Source organism: Archangium sp. (assembly GCF_057119385.1).
Genome location: NZ_DBNGVP010000075.1, coordinates 25,994 through 41,781, shown reverse-complemented (window position 1 = coordinate 41,781; position 15,788 = coordinate 25,994). Strand labels below are relative to the sequence as shown.

The 15,788-nt window shown below is 68.8% G+C and carries 15 protein-coding genes; 4 read left to right on the top strand and 11 right to left on the bottom strand.

Features of this window, described 5'->3' with window-relative positions:
• Nucleotides 1-15: 15 nt before the first annotated feature.
• Nucleotides 16-1,800 carry a hypothetical protein gene (locus tag AC16DP_RS17825; protein ID WP_329729329.1) on the bottom strand — a complete coding sequence of 595 codons (1,785 nt, stop codon included), beginning with the start codon at nucleotides 1,798-1,800 and terminating at the stop codon, nucleotides 16-18.
• Nucleotides 1,801-2,023: 223 nt separating this feature from the next.
• On the opposite strand from AC16DP_RS17825, the gene AC16DP_RS17820 reads away from it, so the two are divergent.
• Nucleotides 2,024-2,554: a hypothetical protein gene (locus tag AC16DP_RS17820; RefSeq protein WP_329729328.1), complete on the top strand. Its 531-nt coding sequence runs from the start codon at nucleotides 2,024-2,026 to the stop codon at nucleotides 2,552-2,554.
• An 85-nt stretch (nucleotides 2,555-2,639) separates the two neighbouring features.
• Here the strand turns inward: AC16DP_RS17820 and AC16DP_RS17815 are convergent, their stop codons facing one another.
• The 6 genes from AC16DP_RS17815 to AC16DP_RS17790 all read right to left on the bottom strand — a co-directional run bounded on the left by AC16DP_RS17815 (nucleotide 2,640) and on the right by AC16DP_RS17790 (nucleotide 8,740).
• Nucleotides 2,640-4,433 carry a M4 family metallopeptidase gene (locus AC16DP_RS17815; RefSeq protein ID WP_329729327.1) on the bottom strand — a complete coding sequence of 598 codons (1,794 nt, stop codon included), beginning with the start codon at nucleotides 4,431-4,433 and terminating at the stop codon, nucleotides 2,640-2,642.
• A gap of 128 nt (nucleotides 4,434-4,561) precedes the next feature.
• On the bottom strand, nucleotides 4,562-5,368 hold the full coding sequence (locus AC16DP_RS17810) for a glutaminyl-peptide cyclotransferase (protein WP_329729326.1): 807 nt from the start codon (nucleotides 5,366-5,368) through the stop codon (nucleotides 4,562-4,564).
• A 39-nt stretch (nucleotides 5,369-5,407) separates the two neighbouring features.
• On the bottom strand, nucleotides 5,408-6,346 hold the full coding sequence (locus AC16DP_RS17805) for an L-lactate dehydrogenase (RefSeq protein ID WP_329729325.1): 939 nt from the start codon (nucleotides 6,344-6,346) through the stop codon (nucleotides 5,408-5,410).
• Nucleotides 6,343-6,522: a hypothetical protein gene (locus tag AC16DP_RS17800; protein WP_329729324.1), complete on the bottom strand. Its 180-nt coding sequence runs from the start codon at nucleotides 6,520-6,522 to the stop codon at nucleotides 6,343-6,345. The genes AC16DP_RS17805 and AC16DP_RS17800 overlap by 4 nt, the downstream gene beginning before the upstream one ends.
• Nucleotides 6,523-6,688: 166 nt before the next feature.
• The gene (locus AC16DP_RS17795) at nucleotides 6,689-7,228 is read right to left on the bottom strand and encodes an ankyrin repeat domain-containing protein (RefSeq protein WP_329729323.1); all 540 of its coding nucleotides are present in this window, start codon (nucleotides 7,226-7,228) and stop codon (nucleotides 6,689-6,691) included.
• A 39-nt stretch (nucleotides 7,229-7,267) separates the two neighbouring features.
• Nucleotides 7,268-8,740, bottom strand: coding sequence for a catalase (locus AC16DP_RS17790; protein ID WP_329729322.1), 1,473 nt, complete (start codon nucleotides 8,738-8,740; stop codon nucleotides 7,268-7,270).
• Nucleotides 8,741-8,868: 128 nt separating this feature from the next.
• Between AC16DP_RS17790 and AC16DP_RS17785 the strand changes: the two genes are divergently transcribed.
• Complete coding sequence (locus AC16DP_RS17785) at nucleotides 8,869-9,795, top strand: LysR substrate-binding domain-containing protein (protein ID WP_329729321.1); 927 nt, start codon at nucleotides 8,869-8,871, stop codon at nucleotides 9,793-9,795.
• A gap of 98 nt (nucleotides 9,796-9,893) precedes the next feature.
• On the opposite strand, the gene gspC is transcribed toward AC16DP_RS17785, so the two are convergent.
• Nucleotides 9,894-10,784 (bottom strand): type II secretion system protein GspC, encoded by an 891-nt coding sequence (gene gspC, locus AC16DP_RS17780; protein ID WP_329729320.1) that lies wholly within the window; start codon nucleotides 10,782-10,784, stop codon nucleotides 9,894-9,896.
• A 270-nt stretch (nucleotides 10,785-11,054) separates the two neighbouring features.
• Entirely contained in the window at nucleotides 11,055-11,900 is an 846-nt protein-coding gene (locus AC16DP_RS17775; protein ID WP_329729319.1) for a LysR family transcriptional regulator, read from the bottom strand.
• Nucleotides 11,901-11,997: 97 nt separating this feature from the next.
• On the opposite strand from AC16DP_RS17775, the gene AC16DP_RS17770 reads away from it, so the two are divergent.
• Nucleotides 11,998-12,801 (top strand): MBL fold metallo-hydrolase, encoded by an 804-nt coding sequence (locus AC16DP_RS17770; protein WP_329729318.1) that lies wholly within the window; start codon nucleotides 11,998-12,000, stop codon nucleotides 12,799-12,801.
• A 26-nt stretch (nucleotides 12,802-12,827) separates the two neighbouring features.
• Here AC16DP_RS17770 and AC16DP_RS17765 read toward each other — a convergent pair whose 3' ends face one another.
• The gene (locus AC16DP_RS17765) at nucleotides 12,828-13,289 is read right to left on the bottom strand and encodes an OsmC family protein (protein WP_329729317.1); all 462 of its coding nucleotides are present in this window, start codon (nucleotides 13,287-13,289) and stop codon (nucleotides 12,828-12,830) included.
• Nucleotides 13,290-13,681: 392 nt separating this feature from the next.
• Here AC16DP_RS17765 and AC16DP_RS17760 point away from each other — a divergent pair, with 392 nt between their 5' ends.
• Nucleotides 13,682-14,485: a hypothetical protein gene (locus AC16DP_RS17760; protein WP_483956809.1), complete on the top strand. Its 804-nt coding sequence runs from the start codon at nucleotides 13,682-13,684 to the stop codon at nucleotides 14,483-14,485.
• Between the two features lie 51 nt (nucleotides 14,486-14,536).
• On the opposite strand, the gene AC16DP_RS17755 is transcribed toward AC16DP_RS17760, so the two are convergent.
• Entirely contained in the window at nucleotides 14,537-15,775 is a 1,239-nt protein-coding gene (locus tag AC16DP_RS17755; RefSeq protein ID WP_329729315.1) for a sulfotransferase family protein, read from the bottom strand.
• Between the last annotated feature and the right edge of the window lie 13 nt (nucleotides 15,776-15,788).

Below are 15,788 nucleotides of genomic sequence, written 5' to 3'. Positions count from 1 at the left end.
CGTCACCCGGGTGCTTCACCCAGGCCACAAGGGCGAATCCGCCTGAGCCGAGGGCCACGCCGTGCCCCGGTTGCCCGGAATCTCCTTGCCCTCGGGGTCCGTGACGAAGTTCCCCACGTCGCCGAAGGCCCGCTCGGCATTCACCCGGCCGCCACTCAGACGCATGGGCCCGATCGCCGTGCCCTGCCGCACGGCGACGACCTCGTGCGGCCCTGGCCTCAAATCCACGAGCGCGCCCTTGCGAGCGGCATCCAGCAACTGCTGCTCGTTGCCGATGGGATCGGCCACCGTCTTGGCCTTGAACGTCCACACCAGCAGGCTCGTGGGCTCCCGCCCGGAGAAGGCCTGCTCGAGCAGGTCCTTGCCGCCGAAGAACTGCTTGCCGATGTCGTTCTGGTTCACCGGCCCGGCCATCAGGCACACGCCGCCGCGGAGGTCACACCCCTCGGGAATCTCGGTGGTCCCCGCCACCTCGGCGACGAGCGCGCCGCGAGCCGCCGCCGCGCCGAAGGCCCGCACCGCGTGGGCGAAGGACAACCCGGACTGCTCCACCTCGCGGCGGGACAATCCGCCCACATAGATGCGCTGCCCCGCGAGCGCGAAGGCCTTGCGCCCCCGTGCACTGTTGCGCGAGAGCGCCCGCCCGAGCGCCAGGTCCGCCCACAGCGGCAGCCGGGCGATGATCTTGTCGGTGACCTGCTCCAGCTCCTCGCGGACCGCGCGCAGCCGCTCCTTGCCATGGGGCGTGAGCACGTCGATGCGCTCGAGCAGCACCAGCTCCTTGGCGCGCTCGCGGGACACACCGGTGAACCGGGCGAAGGCGTTGTAGGCCGCGCGGCCCGCCTGCACCGTCAGCTCCTCGGGCACATCCATGGGCTGGCGCGTCTGGTAGGCCGGAGGGGCGCTCGGCTCGGCGTTGACGCCGGGCTGGATGCGCTCGCTGCGCAGGGCGAGCAGCGCCGCGCCCAGGCGCCGGGCCGTGGTGCGCTCCATGGGGATGCGCTCCTCCTCGGGCACGTACCCCACCTGGGCCACCAGCGAGATGCGCCAGCCCGCCGCGCGCTCGGCCGGGGTGAGGCCCACCAGTGCCTCCAGCTCGCGCAGGGCCGCCGCGTCCGCGGGCTGCTCGAAGGGCTCCAGGAACACCTGGGCCCGCCGCGTGCCCGCCGAGGCAATCACCGTCGCGCGCTCCATGGCATCCGCGAGGACGCCGAGGTGCAGCTCCTTCAGGTAGCCGATGGTGGGGATGTCATCCGCGTGGCGGAAGCGCTTGGCCCAGGCGCGCAGCGGCACGGTGAGCAGGCTGGTCACCGGCTTGTGGCCCACGAAGGTGAGCAGGAAGGTGAAGGGCGTCCGGTACGGGCGCGCGAGCACCACATGGGTGCAGGCGGCACCATCCAGCACGGGCGCCTCCTTGCGGCCCATGCGCCGCAACAGCGCGGCAGCCTGCCCGGAGTCCTGGGGGCCCAGCAACACCTCGCGCTGCCCGCGGAAGTTGGTGGACTGCCTCGCGGAGAGCACGCCGAGCGAGCACTCCTCGAAGAGCTCGCGCTCGGTGGGGGCGGGGCCCGGGACGAAGCGCGAGGGCCTCGGCAGCGAGAGCAGCGACAGCAGCGTGCCGGCCTCCTCCCGCGAGAGCGAGACGCGCGTGCGGTAGCCGACGGGCGAGGACGAGTCGAGCGACTCGGGCAGGTGATAGCGCGTGCGCTTCTCGCCGGGCGCGGCGAAGCGTGCATCGCGGCGGACGTGGAACTCGGACGGAGGGGCGGGGATCGTCACCAGCTCGAGCGGCTTGCTCACCGGGGACTCCTCGACATGGACGGGCTTCCTCATGGGGGCGCGAGAGTGCCAGCCGCGGGCGTGGGCTGTCGCGCCTCTCGTGCTGGCGCCCTGCGTCATCCGGGTGAACACAGAGGCGGCCCCTCGGTCAGACCCGGGAGCGGGAGCCCTTGCCTGCTTCCTGCTCTGCTTCCGGCGCCCTCCACCTCATTCCTCTCCTGCAACCCAACGGAGGGGGTCCCGGATGTCGATTCGTTTGATGTGGTGCGGCGTACTCATCATCGGCGCGGCGCTCGGTGGCGCGGCCTGCACTTCCACCGCCGATGCCGGGCAGGAGGCCGGGCTCCAGGCCGGGGAGGTCCAGGGCGACTTCTGCGGCGGCATCGCCGGCATCCCCTGCGCCGAGGGGTACGCCTGCGTCGACGACCCCCGCGACGACTGTGACCCGGACCGGGGCGGCGCGGATTGTGGCGGTATCTGCCGGAGGATGAACCCCGTTGCCTGCACGGGCCATGAACGGGGCATGAAATACGTCTCCCGAGACCCCGCCCAGTGCGCCGCCATCCGCTTCACCTGCAAGGAGGGCTTCGCCCCGTTCTTCAACGAGTGCGGTTGCGGCTGCCAGAAACAGCAGAAGGCCTGCGACTACAACGACCCGAATCGCTCCTACGTCTCGCGGGACCCGGACGCGTGCGCCGCCATCACCTTCCTCTGCATCGAGGGCTTCCAGCCTTTCTTCGACGAGTGCGGCTGCGGCTGCGAGGCCGCCCGGTAGCGCGCACCGGCCCCACGAAAGACAACCGGCGCGGCCCCCAGGAGGAGGAGCCGCGCCGGCGTGAGGACTTCAGTGCTGCCAGGGATTACTGGCCGGAGCTCGCCTTGTAGGTGACGCCGGAGTAGGCCGTGTAGCCCTTGATGAGGACGTAGTACGTGCCCTGCTTCGCGCCGTTGATGGTGCAGGACTCGGCGGCGGTCGAACCCGCGGAGCGGCAGTCGTAGGTGGTGGTGGTGGGCGCGCTGCCGAACTTCACGTACAGGTCCGCGTCACCGGTGCCGCCGATCGTCTCGAACTTCATCGCCGTCGCGCTGGCCGGCGTGACGTAGGTGTAGTTCGTGTTGCTGTTGCGGGCGCCGGACAGGTTGCTCACCGTCTGGATGACCGTCCAGGCTGGGGGAGCGGCCACGCCCACCGCGGCCCACGCCTCGTTCACCGCGGCGGCGGCGGTCGCGCCGTACAGGTCGGTGGCGGCCTGCGCCGTGGCGCCACGCGCCTCGGAGAAGGTGCTGCCCGGCGTCAGGTACACCGTGTTGGCGCGGTAGAAGATGGCCGCGCCCTTCTGGATGCTGGTGTACGCGTTGGCGTCGAGCGCCGGCACCACGTTGCTCGTCTTGCCGCGCGGGTGGGTTCCTCCGGTGACCATGAGCTTGAAGGCCAGGTTGGCGATACCCGAGTTCCAGTGCACGCCGCCGTTGTCGGAGGTGCCGGTGTAACGCGTGGGGTAGTAGTCGTAGTCACCCGCCAGGGCCGGGTCATTCATGTAGCGAAGCGCGTCACCCGCGGTGGCCGGGGTCCAGCACTCCTCGCCGATCTTCCAGGTGTTGCCGCTGACGGCACCATCCCGGTAGGCCTCGATGGAGGCGCCGAAGACGTCGGACATGGCCTCGTTGAGGGCGCCCGACTCGTTGGCGTAGATGAGGTCGGAGGAGGTGTCGGTCACGGCGTGGGTGAGCTCGTGGCCCACCACGTCCAGCACGGTCAGCGGGCCGGACTGGCTGCCATCGCCATCGCCGTACACCATCTGCGTGCCGTCCCAGTACGCGTTCACGTAGTTGCGGCTGTAGTGGACGGACGAGGTGAGCGTGCCACCGGTGCCGTTGTAGCTGTCACGGCCGAACTTGGTGAAGTAGAAGTCGTAGGTGAAGCCCGCGTTGTCGTGCGCCTGGTTGAGCACCGCGTCGCTCGAGGGGCCCGAGGTCTCGTTGCGCACCAGCGTGCCGGGGAGCGTGGTGCGGGTGCCGGCGTCGTAGGTGTTGCGGTTGCGGCTCGTCTTCAGGTTGTCGAACTGCATGACGAGCTCACCCGTCTTCGCGTCGATGAAGAGGTTGGGCATCGCGGGCGCGCCCTTGTCCGTGACGCTCTGCAGCTGCACCCGGTAGGTGAGGCGGGCGCCGTTGCCGATGTCGTCGGTGAGGATCTGCAGGTCCGCCTTGGGGTCGGCCGTCAGCGCGCGGGAGCCGCCCACCTGGGCCACGGCGATCTGGATGGCCTCCTCGGCGCGGAGGCCGGGGGTAGTGTCCACCTTGAGGTCGCGCTTGAGACGGTCCGTGATGGAGGCGACGGAGCCGTTCGCGTCGAGGTGGAGGATGGCCTCGGCGCCGAAGACGGGCACGCCCCGGAAGCTCTGGGACACGCGCTCGTGGGTCAGGCCCTTCTCGTCACGCAGGCTGCGCTTGAGGGACACGTCACCGGCGCCCTGGAAGAACTCCGGACGCTGCGCCTTCAGCTGCTCCAGACCCCGGCCCTCGGCCTTGGTGGACAGGTTGCTGCTCTGGGTCCCCTGGGTGGCCTGGGTGTCGACCCCGGTGCTGTCGACGCTGCAGGCGCTCCCGAGGAGCATGAGGGGGAGGATGGAAACCAGACGGCGAGTGCGCATGACGGTTCCTCCGGCTCGACGGTTGTGTCGAGCACTTCCTCACTTTCCAATAAAATCAGTTCTCCTGTCAATGCAGAATTTTTCAATAAAACTGTGAAGGAAAAAGTGGGAAATCGTGAGGGAGTGGACTACCTGGGCACGAGGCGGATGTGGAAGAGCCGGGGCCAGCGCTTGCCGGTGACGAGCAGCCGGTCCCGGGCCGCGTCGTAGGCGATGCCGTTGAGCACGTCCTCGGTCCCGGTCCGGTCCTGGGGCGGGAGGAGCCCGGTGAGGTTGAGCCACCCCGTCACCTTTCCCGTGGCCGGGTCGATGCGGACGATGTCGTTCGTCAGGTACACGTTCGCGTAGAGCTCGCCCTTGATGAACTCCAGCTCGTTGAGCTGGGAGATCTCCCGGCCGTTGTCGGTCACCCGGATGGAGCGCTGCACCGCGAGCGTGGCGGGGTCGAGGAAGCGCACGGTGCTGGAGCCATCACTCATGATGAGCGAGGTGCCATCGTCGGTGAGCCCCCAGCCCTCGGTGGGGTACTCGAAGCGGCCCACCTGCTGGAACGTGGCGGCGTCGTAGATGAAGCCCACGTGCGAGCGCCAGGTGAGCTGGTAGATGCGGCCCTTGAAGAGCGCGATGCCCTCGCCGAAGTACTGGCGCTCCAGCTCGCGCCGGCGCAGCACGGCGCCCGTCTCGAGCTCCACCTCGCGCAGGCTCGACAGACCATTGAGGCCCGTGCCCTCGTACAGCTTGCCGTCGCGGTAGACGAGCCCCTGGGTAAAGGCGTTGGGGTCATGCGGCCAGCTCTGGACGACATCGAACCCGAACACGGGCGTGCTCGCCGTGGGCGTGGGGGGGGGCGCGGGGGAGCGCTCATTGCGGCAGGCCAGCGCGGTGAGCAGCACGAGGGGGGAGAGCCACGCGAGGGAGGAACGTCGGGAAGTCACGATGAAGGGCTCCTGGAGGGAGGAGGCGGACGGGCTTCTTCAGAAGCCGAGCGTGCGGATGGCCTGGCGGATCGTATCCGCGCTGCGGCGCAGGCCCTCGCGCTCGGTGTCGTCGAGGGGGACTTCCAGCACCGTCTCCACGCCCGAGCGGTTGACGATGCTCGGCACGCTCATGCACACGTCACCGATGCCCAGGTAGCCGTCCAGCCGCGAGCTCACGGGCAGCACCCGGTTCTCGTCGTACAGCACGGCCTCGAGGATCTGCGCCGTGGCCAGGCCGATGGCGTAGTTGGTGGCGCCCTTGCCGCGGATGATCTGATAGGCGGCGTTGCGCACGTCGTCGAAGATGCGGGTGCGGTCCTCGTCCGTCAGCCGCGAGTGTCCCGGCGCGGACCACTGCTTCAGCGGGACGGCGCCCACCGTCGCCGAGCTCCACAGGGGAAGCTCCGAGTCCCCGTGCTCGCCCGCGATGAAGGCATGCACGTTCTGCACGGCGACGTTCAGGTGGCGGGCGATGAGGAAGCGGAAGCGCGAGGAGTCCAGCACCGTTCCGCTGCCGAACACCCGCCGCGACGGCAGGCCGCTCAGCTTCTGCACCACGTACGTGAGCACGTCCACCGGGTTGGTCACCACCAGCAGCAGCGCGTCCGGGGCCACCTTCAGCAACCGGGGCACGAGCGAGCGGCACATCTCCACGTTCGCGCCCGCCAGCTCCATGCGCGTCTGCCCCTGCTTCTGCTTGGCGCCCGCGGTGATGACCACCACGTCCGCGCCCGCGCACACGCCGATGTCGTCCGAGCCCACCAGCGTGGCCATGGGGACGAACTGCAACCCGTGGTTGAGGTCCAGCACCTCCGCGTCCACCTTGGCCCGGTTGATGTCATAGAGGGCGAGCTGCTTGGCCACTCCCCGGATCATGGTGGCATAGGCGATGGTGGCGCCCACGGCGCCGGCTCCGATGATTGCGATCTTGTTCACGTGCTCGGCCATAGTCGGCGCAGCCAAGCACATCCGCCCGGGTTGCGCATGCTCCCTCTCCCTCTGGGCAGGTCGCGGTAGCTGGGCGCCATGCGGTGCACCAGCTGGATGTGGCCGGGGCTGTTCACCGGCTTCACCGCGAGGTGCCGCTCGCCCTCGCCGGCGAACTGGAACATGTTCTCGCGGAAGTTTGCCCCAGTGGCCGCTGCGCTCCCAGATGGGTTGCGCGAGGATTTGGGGGGTTCTCACCTCGCTGTAGCCCTCGCGTTGCATCTGCTGCCGGACGCGGCTCTCGATGAGCCGGTAGAGCAGAGACTGTCCGGCCGCCGTGCTCTTCGCGCGTCACACGCGAGCCGCGAGCCACTCCGTGAGCCGCTCCGGCGTGCGGCGGGCTCCCATGGCGCGGGCGTAGTCGAGCGCCGTGCGGCCCTCGGCGTCCTTGTGCTCCGGCGAGGCGCCGCGCGCGAGCAACAGCTCGAGCACCTCCACCTGGTCGAACATCGCCGCGAACATGAGCGGCGTCTTGCCGTCCGGTCCCGAGCCATCCACCCTGGCGCCGTGGTCCAGCAGCAGCCGGGCCATGGCGGTGTTCCCCTTGAAGGCGACCCCGGCCAGGGGCGTCTGGCCACGGTCGTTGGCGCGCTCGGGGTCGGCGCCCCGCTCCAGGAGGGCCCGGGCAGCGCCCTCCTGGCCGAGGTAGCTCGCGAGCATCAGCAGGGTGTCCCCCTTCTCGTTGCTGAGGTTGACGGGCAGCCCCGAGTCGACGAGCCACGCCAGGTTGGCCGTCTCCCCGGCCCTCGCGTGCTGGAACGCCGTCCGCGCCAGGGCCATCACGTCGTTGTCCGTCACCGTCGACTGCGAATCAGGAGTCTGGTTCTTCATGGGGAGTGCCTCGAGCAGGAGGAAGGGGAAGAGGAGGGCTCAGCGCGAGCGGCGCTTGTCGTGGACGGCCTTGGCCACGCGCGCGCCGTACTCCTCGTCGGCGTTGCGGAAGTGGGAGATGGCGCGCGTGATGACGTCCTCGCGGCTCACCTGAGACAGGCTGCCCGCGATGTTCTCCACGAGGCGCTGGCGCTCCGGCTCGGTCATCACCCGGTAGAGGTTGCCGGCCTGGACGAAGTCGTTGTCCTCGGCGTGCCGCACCGGGACGTAGGTGCCCGTGAGGCCGGTGACGGAGACGCCGAGCCCGGTGGCCTCGCCCGTCTGCGCGGGGCCGTCGTAGCTGTTCGGCTCGTAGTTCTTGCTCCGGCCGCCGTTGCCGTCGAAGGCCATGGCGCCGTCACGGCCGTAGTTGCGCGCGCCGCCCTGCACGCCCTTGGGCGAGTTCACCGGCAGCCGGGTGTGGTTGATGCCCAGCCGGTAGCGGTGCGCATCGCCGTACGCGAAGAGGCGTGCCTGGAGCATGCGGTCCGGCGAGGGGCCGATGCCGGGCACGAAGTTGCTCGGGTCGAGCGCGGCCTGCTCCACGTCCGCGAAGTAGTTGTCCGGCGCCCGGTCGAGCACCAGCTTGCCCACCTCGATGAGCGGGTAGTCCTTGTACGGCCACACCTTGGTGAGGTCGAACGGGTTGAAGCGGTAGGTGGATGCGTCCGCCTCGGGCATCACCTGCACCTTGAGCGTCCACGAGGGGAACTCGCCGCGCTCCAGGGCCGCGTAGAGGTCGCGCTGGTGGTACTGCGGATCCTTCCCGCCGATGGCCGCCGCCTCCTCGCTGGAGAGCGTGCGGATGCCCTGGTCGGTCTTGAAGTGGAACTTCACCCAGAAGCGCTCGCCCTTGGCGTTCACCCACTGGAAGGTGTGCGAGCCAAAGCCGTCCATGTGCCGCAGCGTGGCGGGGATGCCCCGGTCACCGAAGAGCCAGGTGAACTGGTGCGTGGCCTCGGGCGAGTGGGAGAAGAAGTCCCACTGGTTGTCGGGCTCCTGGCAGTTGGTGAAGGGGTCGTACTTCTGCGAGTGGATGAAGTCCGGGAACTTGATGCCGTCGCGCAGGAAGAAGACGGGCGTGTTGTTGCCCACCACGTCCCAGTTGCCGTCCTCGGTGTAGAAGCGGACCGCGAAGCCACGCGGGTCGCGAGCGGTGTCGGGGGCGCCCTTGGAGCCGGCCACGGTGGAGAAGCGCAGGAAGACCTCGGTGCGCTTGCCCTTCGTGTCGAAGAGCTTCATCAGGGTGTAATGGGAGATGTTGGGGTGGGTGACCTCGAAGTAGCCGTAGGCGCCCGAACCCACCGCGTGCACCACGCGCTCGGGGATGCGCTCGCGGTTGAAGCGGGCGAGCTTCTCCAGCAGGTGGTGGTCCTGCAGGAGCACCGGGCCCGTGGCGCCGGCGGTCTGGGAGTGCTGGTTGTCGGCGACCGGAGCTCCGGCCTCGGTGGTCAAGCGGGGACGATGGGACACGCGATTTCTCCTGCGAGTGGCGTCAGTGCGTTCGTGACGTGGAGGAAAGTAGAGAGTTCGCGCTGAGTTGCCCAAGACATCGTTCCGATGGGATTGATAGGGTGAGGCTATCAGTTGTTCCAGAGCCCATGCCCTCCCTGAACGACATCTCCCTGAGGCAGTTGGAGTATCTCGTCGCCGTCGCGGACCTGCTCGGCTTCCGGCGAGCGGCCGAGCGGTGCCACGTCTCCCAGCCCGCCTTGAGCGCGCAGATTCAGCAGCTCGAGGACGTGTTGGGGGTGAAGCTCTTCGAGCGGGACAAGCGCCGGGTGATGCTGACCCCCGCCAGGGAGGAGCTGGTGGCGCGGGCTCGCAAGGTGCTCACCGAGGCCGGGGACATCCTGTCCGCCGCGTCACGGTTGTCGGATCCGTTCGCGGGGCCGCTGAACCTGGGCGTCATCCCCACCATCGCGCCCTACGTGCTGCCCGAGGTCATCCCCGCGCTGGTGAAGCAGTACCCCCGGCTCCAGATTCGCCTGCGCGAGGACAAGACGGAGGTGCTCGTGCGCGACCTGGAGGAGGGACGCCTGGACACGGCCCTGCTGGCGCTCGTGCCCGAGGTGGGGGACGTGGAGCACGCGATCATCTCGGAGGATCCGTTCGTCGTCGCGGCGCCACCGGGGCACCCGCTGGAGAAGAAGAAGCAGGTGCAGTTCCGGGATCTGGACGAGGAGAACGTGCTGCTGTTGGAGGACGGCCACTGCTTCCGGGGACAGGCGCTCGCGCTGTGCACGCGCATCGGGGCGCGCGAGGTGGACTTCCGGGCCACGAGCCTGACGACACTGGCGCAGATGGTGATGTCGGGCGCGGGGGGCGTCACGCTGCTGCCCGCGCTCTCGGTGCCCATCGAGAACCGGCTGGGCCAGCTCGTGGTGCGGCCCTTCGCGGACCCGTCGCCGAGCCGTACGCTCGCCCTGGTGTGGCGCCCGGGTTTTCCCCGCGCCGATGCGCTCCGGGCGCTCGCGGGCACGCTCCGCTCCGTGTGGCCCGGGAACAAGACCGCCGCGAAGCGCTGAGACTCCCTCTCCCCCCGGGAGAGGGGAAATGGTCGCAGAGGGGAAATGGTCGCGGAGGGGGAATGGCTTCGCGGACCTGCTGGACTGCTTCGGCGGGCTCAGCGCATCGAGTACGTCAGGCGCATCGGCTGGCCGTTGCGCTCCACCTCCACCTCGATGTGCGAGGACTCGCGCAGCTTCTGGAAGGCCTCGAGCCCACGATCCGCGCTGGCGATGGAGAGCCCGTTGATGCGCTGCAGGATGTCCCCGTTCTGCAGACCGATGCGGCTGTAGAGCGAGCCGGACCGGATGGAGAACAGCTTGAAGCCCTGTGACTCCCCGTTGCGCATGGCGGGGATGACGCGCGCCTGCATCAGCAGTTCGCTGGGATTGGCGAGCACCACGTCCAGGTCCTTGCGCGAGACCTCGTAGCTCTGCGGACCCACTTGCCGGACATCGACGGAAGACTTCGCCTCCGTCGCCGCTGGCGCCGCGGCGGCACGCGGCTCCACGGGCGGAGGAAGCGCGTCCGTCGCCGTGGGGCTGACGTACTCCAGCCGCCCCGAGTTCATCAGCAGCACCCGCGTGCGCTCGATGGCCACCACCTGTGCGCCCAGGATGTCACCTCCCATCCACACCGAGCGCGTGCGGCGCGTGGTGCCCTCGTACACGGAGGCGAAGGTGTTGGAGGGATTCGCCCCCACCATCGTGCCCAGCAGCTTCAGGCCCAGCGTGTTCGGCACCGCCTCGTCGCTTTCGTCTCCCGGTGCGGCGATGACCTCCTCACGCACCTTGTCCGGAAGGCCCAGGAGGCGGGCGAGCGGTCCCAGGGCGAGGGGGAGCGCCAATTCCTCCTGGGCGCGTGCCTTCCTGGGTGGATCCTCGAGGGAGGGGAGGGGCTGGAGCGAGGCATCCACCACCGAGTTCACGGAGTACGCGGCCACCAGGCATGTGCACGTGATGCAGAGCAGGGTGAGTGCATGAAACGCGGGGCGGATGAGCGTGGACATCGGTGGCCTCCTGACGGGAGCGTGGATGCACTCCCCCAGAGCAAGGCCGGGACCAACGGCCCCGCCACGCGCCTCTCCAGAGGGAAGAGCGGGGCTCTTCCCCGTGTGCCGCACACCCCGGGTGCGACAACCTGTCAGTGGTGGCTCGCGGGCGCTGACAGCCCGTCCAACCCCCGCGCCGTGTCCGTCACCACCAGGGCCGGAGACCTTGCCGGCCTCGGATACAATGGACATGAAGGGCCGGGCCCCTGGATGCTCAGACGTTGTCACTCATGGGCGCTCGTCGCTCATGACGCTTCCGAGCCATCCCATCAATGCCCGCACCTTGGGCACGTGCTGCTTCGAGCGGTGGACGACCATCCAGATGTCGCGCGAGGGCAGCCGCTCGCTGCTCCGGGCTCCAATCCGCCGCGGCGCCACCTCCACGACACCGTGGAGCCTCGCGGCGAGAACCCGGGGCAGCAAGGCCACGCCGAGCCCTGCTTCCACCGCGAGCCCCAGGGACTCCAGGTCCTCGACGAGCAGCCGTGGGGGGCGGGTGGCGAAGGCCCGCTCGGCGTGGCGCTGTTCGGGGATGCCGGCGACCGAGCCCGTCAGACCCATCCAGGGGAGCTCGGCGTGGAGCTCCAATGAGGAGGCCGCGAAGAAGGCATAGGAGGCCGTGCCCACCTTCTTCGCGACGAGCTCGCCCCGCTCGGGGCGTATCATCCGGAGCGCCACGTCGGCTTCTCCGGCGGCGAGGCTGTTGATCCGGTTGTCCGCCAGGATGCGCAGGCGCAGGTGGGGAAAGGCCCGGTAGAACTCGGGCAGGCGGGGCGTCAGCTTCCAGCGCACCATCTCGCCGACGGTGGTCAGCGTGAGCTCGCCGCGAAGCTCCAGTGTGTCTTCCAGCGCGGACCGCGCCGCCAGCGCGGCCACCACCATGGGCTGCACCGCCGCCAGCAACGAGGACCCGCGCTCCGTCAGCCGCAGCGGCGCCTCGCGCAGCAGCAACGGGGAACCGGCGCTCTCCTCCAGCCGCGCCAGGTGTCTGCTGACGGTCGACTGGCTCACGCCCAGGGCTTTCGACGCGGCCGTCAGACTCCCGAGGCGCGCGACCGTCTCGAACGTGCGCAACAGCTCCCACTCCATCCGGACCCCCATGCGAAAATGGATGCCTGGCTTCCGAATCTAGCGGTTTCCATCCATTCGTGCGGCCCCTAGTTTGTGGGGCATGAAGATCCACCACCTGCGCAATGCCACCACCCTGCTGACGCTGGGAGAGCACCGTCTGCTGATTGATCCGATGCTCGCCAGACCGGGCTCGATTCCGGGCTTCAAGTTCTTTGGAGGCGGCCGCCGCCCCAATCCCCTGGTCCCCCTGCCGCCCGACACGTTCTCGTGGCTGGAGGAGGCGACGGGCGTGCTCGTCACCCACCCCCACCCGGATCATCTGGATACGGCGGGCGTCCGATGGATCCAGAAGCGCCAGCTACCCGTATGGACGAGCCGGTTGGACGCGCCGGGCCTCAAGAAGAGGGGACTCGATGTCCGGGAGCTCGCCGACGGTGCGCTCGGGATGGGGGTGGAGCGCATCCCGGTCCGGCACGGCCGCGGGCTGCTCGCATGGCTGCTGGGCCGCGTCTCGAGCTACTACCTGGCGCACCCGGACGAGCCGAGCGTGTACATCACGTCGGACGCGGTGCTCACCGAGGATCTCCTGGAGGCCGTGGAGCGCCTCCAGCCCGATGTCATCATCGCTCCGGCGGGCTCGGCGAACTTCGGGGTGGGCGGCGACATCCTGTTCTCCGTCGATGAGCTCGTGACGCTCGTCAGGCGGGCACCCGGACGGGTGGTGCTGAATCACCTGGAAGCGCTCGACCACTGCCCGACCACGCGCGAAGGGCTGCGCGAACGGATGAAGGCCGAGGGACTGCTCGAGAAGGTGCTCATTCCCGGAGACGGAGAGGAGCTGCACTTCGCACGGCCGGAGAGGGCTCGCGGGCCGGTGGCAGCGAGCCTCGCCAGTCACATGTGAGAGCCGGTTCGATGTCCACTCCCGCTCTATGGGAGCACTTCCTCGACGCGCGGCTCCATGCGCACGGTGGAGTTGAGGGACAGGCCAATGAAGCAGTACTTGTGGGCCTTCTCGAACATCTCGCGCACCTTGGCCACGTCCGTCCCGGGGGCCACGCGGATGGTGGGCGCGAGGCGGATTTCGGTGATGCGCGTCACCTTGCCCTCGGTGCCGAGCACCACCTGCACGTCGTCCACGTAGCCACGGACGTCCAGGCGCACCTTCCTGGCGAGCGACAGGAAGGTGAGCATGTGGCAGGTCGCGAGCGAGGCGCCGAGCATGTCCTCCGGGTTCCACCGCGTGTCGTCTCCGCCGTAGGGCCCCGCGGCGCTCACCGCGATGTCCGGCTTGCCCGGTACGGAGGCGACCGCGGCGCGGCTGTGCTCGCCCGCGGCGTGATCGGTGGTGGTGCCTTCCCAGCGCAGCGACAGAGGGTAGACGTTGGACATGGCTCCTCCTCTACCAAATCGGCCCCCTTCCTGTCCCGCTGTACTCAGCACGACAGCCGGGAGTGCCAGGCCGGTACCTCACTGCCGCTCATGTGGGCTAACCATAAGGCATTCCAAATGCCTGGAATCCGAGCAGCCTTTCAACCCATTCATCGGAGTGAACGCATGCAACTCCGGCGCGCGGATTCACTCTGGCTTCATGTGACCTTCCATGAAGAATGACCAACCTCAATATCAGGATGGCTCATTCCGGCGGGAGTCACTTCATGCGCAACGCAATACACTTGTGGACCGTAGCGGCTCTATCGCTCGCAGCTTGTAATGGAGGTTCGTCCGAAGACAGTCGAGCGCGTTCGCTGGCAGTGAGCACTAACGAGGTTCGCTCCGAGACAATGGAGGAAGAAGGCTGGGTCTATTTGGATGCCCTCCAGACGAATGCACCCTGGGGCCTGGCAGGCACTCGGCTGCAGTACCAGGGAGACCTCGGCTGGTGGGACAGCGGCGGCGGTTACAGTGCGGATGCCTTCACGGGCCGGATGGTCAGCGGTGACTATGACGGCGATGGCCGTGACGACATCGCCTTGTTCTACAAGTACGCCTCCAACTGGGGCCGCTTCCACGTCCTGCTCTCGACGGGTTCCTCGTTCCAGTACCAGGGAGACCTCGGCTGGTGGGACAGCGGCGGCGGTTACAGCGCGGATGCCTTCACGGGCCGGATGGTCAGCGGTGACTATGACGGCGATGGCCGTGACGACATCGCCCTGTTCTACAAGTACGCCTCCACCTGGGGCCGCGTCCATGTCCTGCTCTCGACGGGTTCCTCGTTCCGGTACCAGGGAGACCTCGGCTGGTGGGACAGTGGCGGTGGCTACAGCGCGGATGCCTTCACGGGCCGGATGGTCAGCGGTGACTATGACGGCGACGGCCGTGACGACATTGCCCTGTTCTACAAGTACGACCCCAACTGGGGCCGCGTCCACGTCCTGCTCTCGACGGGTTCCTCGTTCCAGTACCAGGGAGACGCCGGCTGGTGGGACAGCGGCGGTGGCTACAGTGCGGATGCCTTCACGGACCGGATGGTCAGTGGTGACTATGACGGCGATGGCCGTGACGACATTGCCCTGTTCTACAAGTACGACCCCAACTGGGGCCGCGTCCACGTCCTCCTGGCAAAGCCGAACTGCCTGGTACGGTAAGACGTCAGGTGAGTACCCGATCAGAAAACCGGGACGGGAGGGCTGAGGGGGCTATGCCATGCGGACGTTGAAGTGCCCGGTGTAGTCCCGGAAGCGCTCCGCCACCCGCCGGGCATCGAGCCCGTAGTGCTCCAGCGTGTACTGGTGCACGCCGTGCTTGTGGCGCGGGTTCTCCGCGAGCCACGACTGCACGACTCCGGCCGCTGCCTCCTCGTTGCCCAGTCCGGCCCAGCGGTGGATGCGCCGCACCTGGCCCGCGGGGTCCGCCATCAGCTCGTCATAGTGCACGTCGAGGAATTGCTCGGGGGCGGCCTTCGCGCGCACCGCCATTGCCCGGTCCATCGCCTGGCCCCACGTGTCGAGCCACTGCTGCCCCAGCGCCACCGGGTCATGGCCGCGGATCGACAGGATGCGCGAGGCCTCGTACATGCTGCACCCCGAGGCCACCACCTCGCGCGGGTCGCGGTGCGTCTGGATGATGCGCGCATCCGGGAAGACGCTCAGCAGCGCGTCCAGGTTGTAGAGGTGGATGGGGCTCTTGAGCACCAGGTGGTGGGCCCGGGACTTCCACGTGAGCAACTGGAGCACCTCGCGGTAGTAGCGGTAGGCCGGCACCATGTCCGTGCTCATCAGCCAGTTCATGTAGCTCGGCAGGTGCGCGCGGCTCTCCGCGGCGAAGTCGGTGAAGCTCAGCCCGAGCAGGAAGAGGCACTCCTCGGGCGCGGTGGGCTCGAAGGGGTGGATGGCCTTCATCGCCGGAAGTGCCTTGTGCGCCTGCTCGGCGAAGAGGCGGGCCCGCTCGATGCGCGGATCCGTGGCCTCCGTCGCCGGGTCCGGCGGCGGCGAGGGCCACAGCAGCTCCCACATCTTCGGCGCCCGGGCCCCCGGCATCTTCGCGAGCAGGTTGAAGAGCAGCGTCGTGCCCGTCCGCATGAAGCCGAGGATGAACACGGGCCGCTCGATGGGCACCTGGCGGATCTCCGGGTGGCGCGCGAGATCCGCGGCGATGTGCAGCCGCTGCACCAGCAACCGCAGCAGTCCCCTCCGGATGGAGAGCCGTCCCACCAGCGACAGGTTCCCCTCTTCCTCCAGGGCGCGCGTCAGCCTGCGCAGGGGCTCGATGAACGCCTCGCCACCGAAGTCGTTCAGCCCCGTCTGCTTGCGTGCCTCCGCCATGAGCTGGTCCGCGTTCAGCTCGAAGGCCCTCCGGCCCACACCGCTGCCGAGCTGGTTGAGCAGCCGCATGCTCAGGGGGAGCTGCATCGCCGTCACGGCGTTCTTTGCTTCCATGGTGTTCAACCTC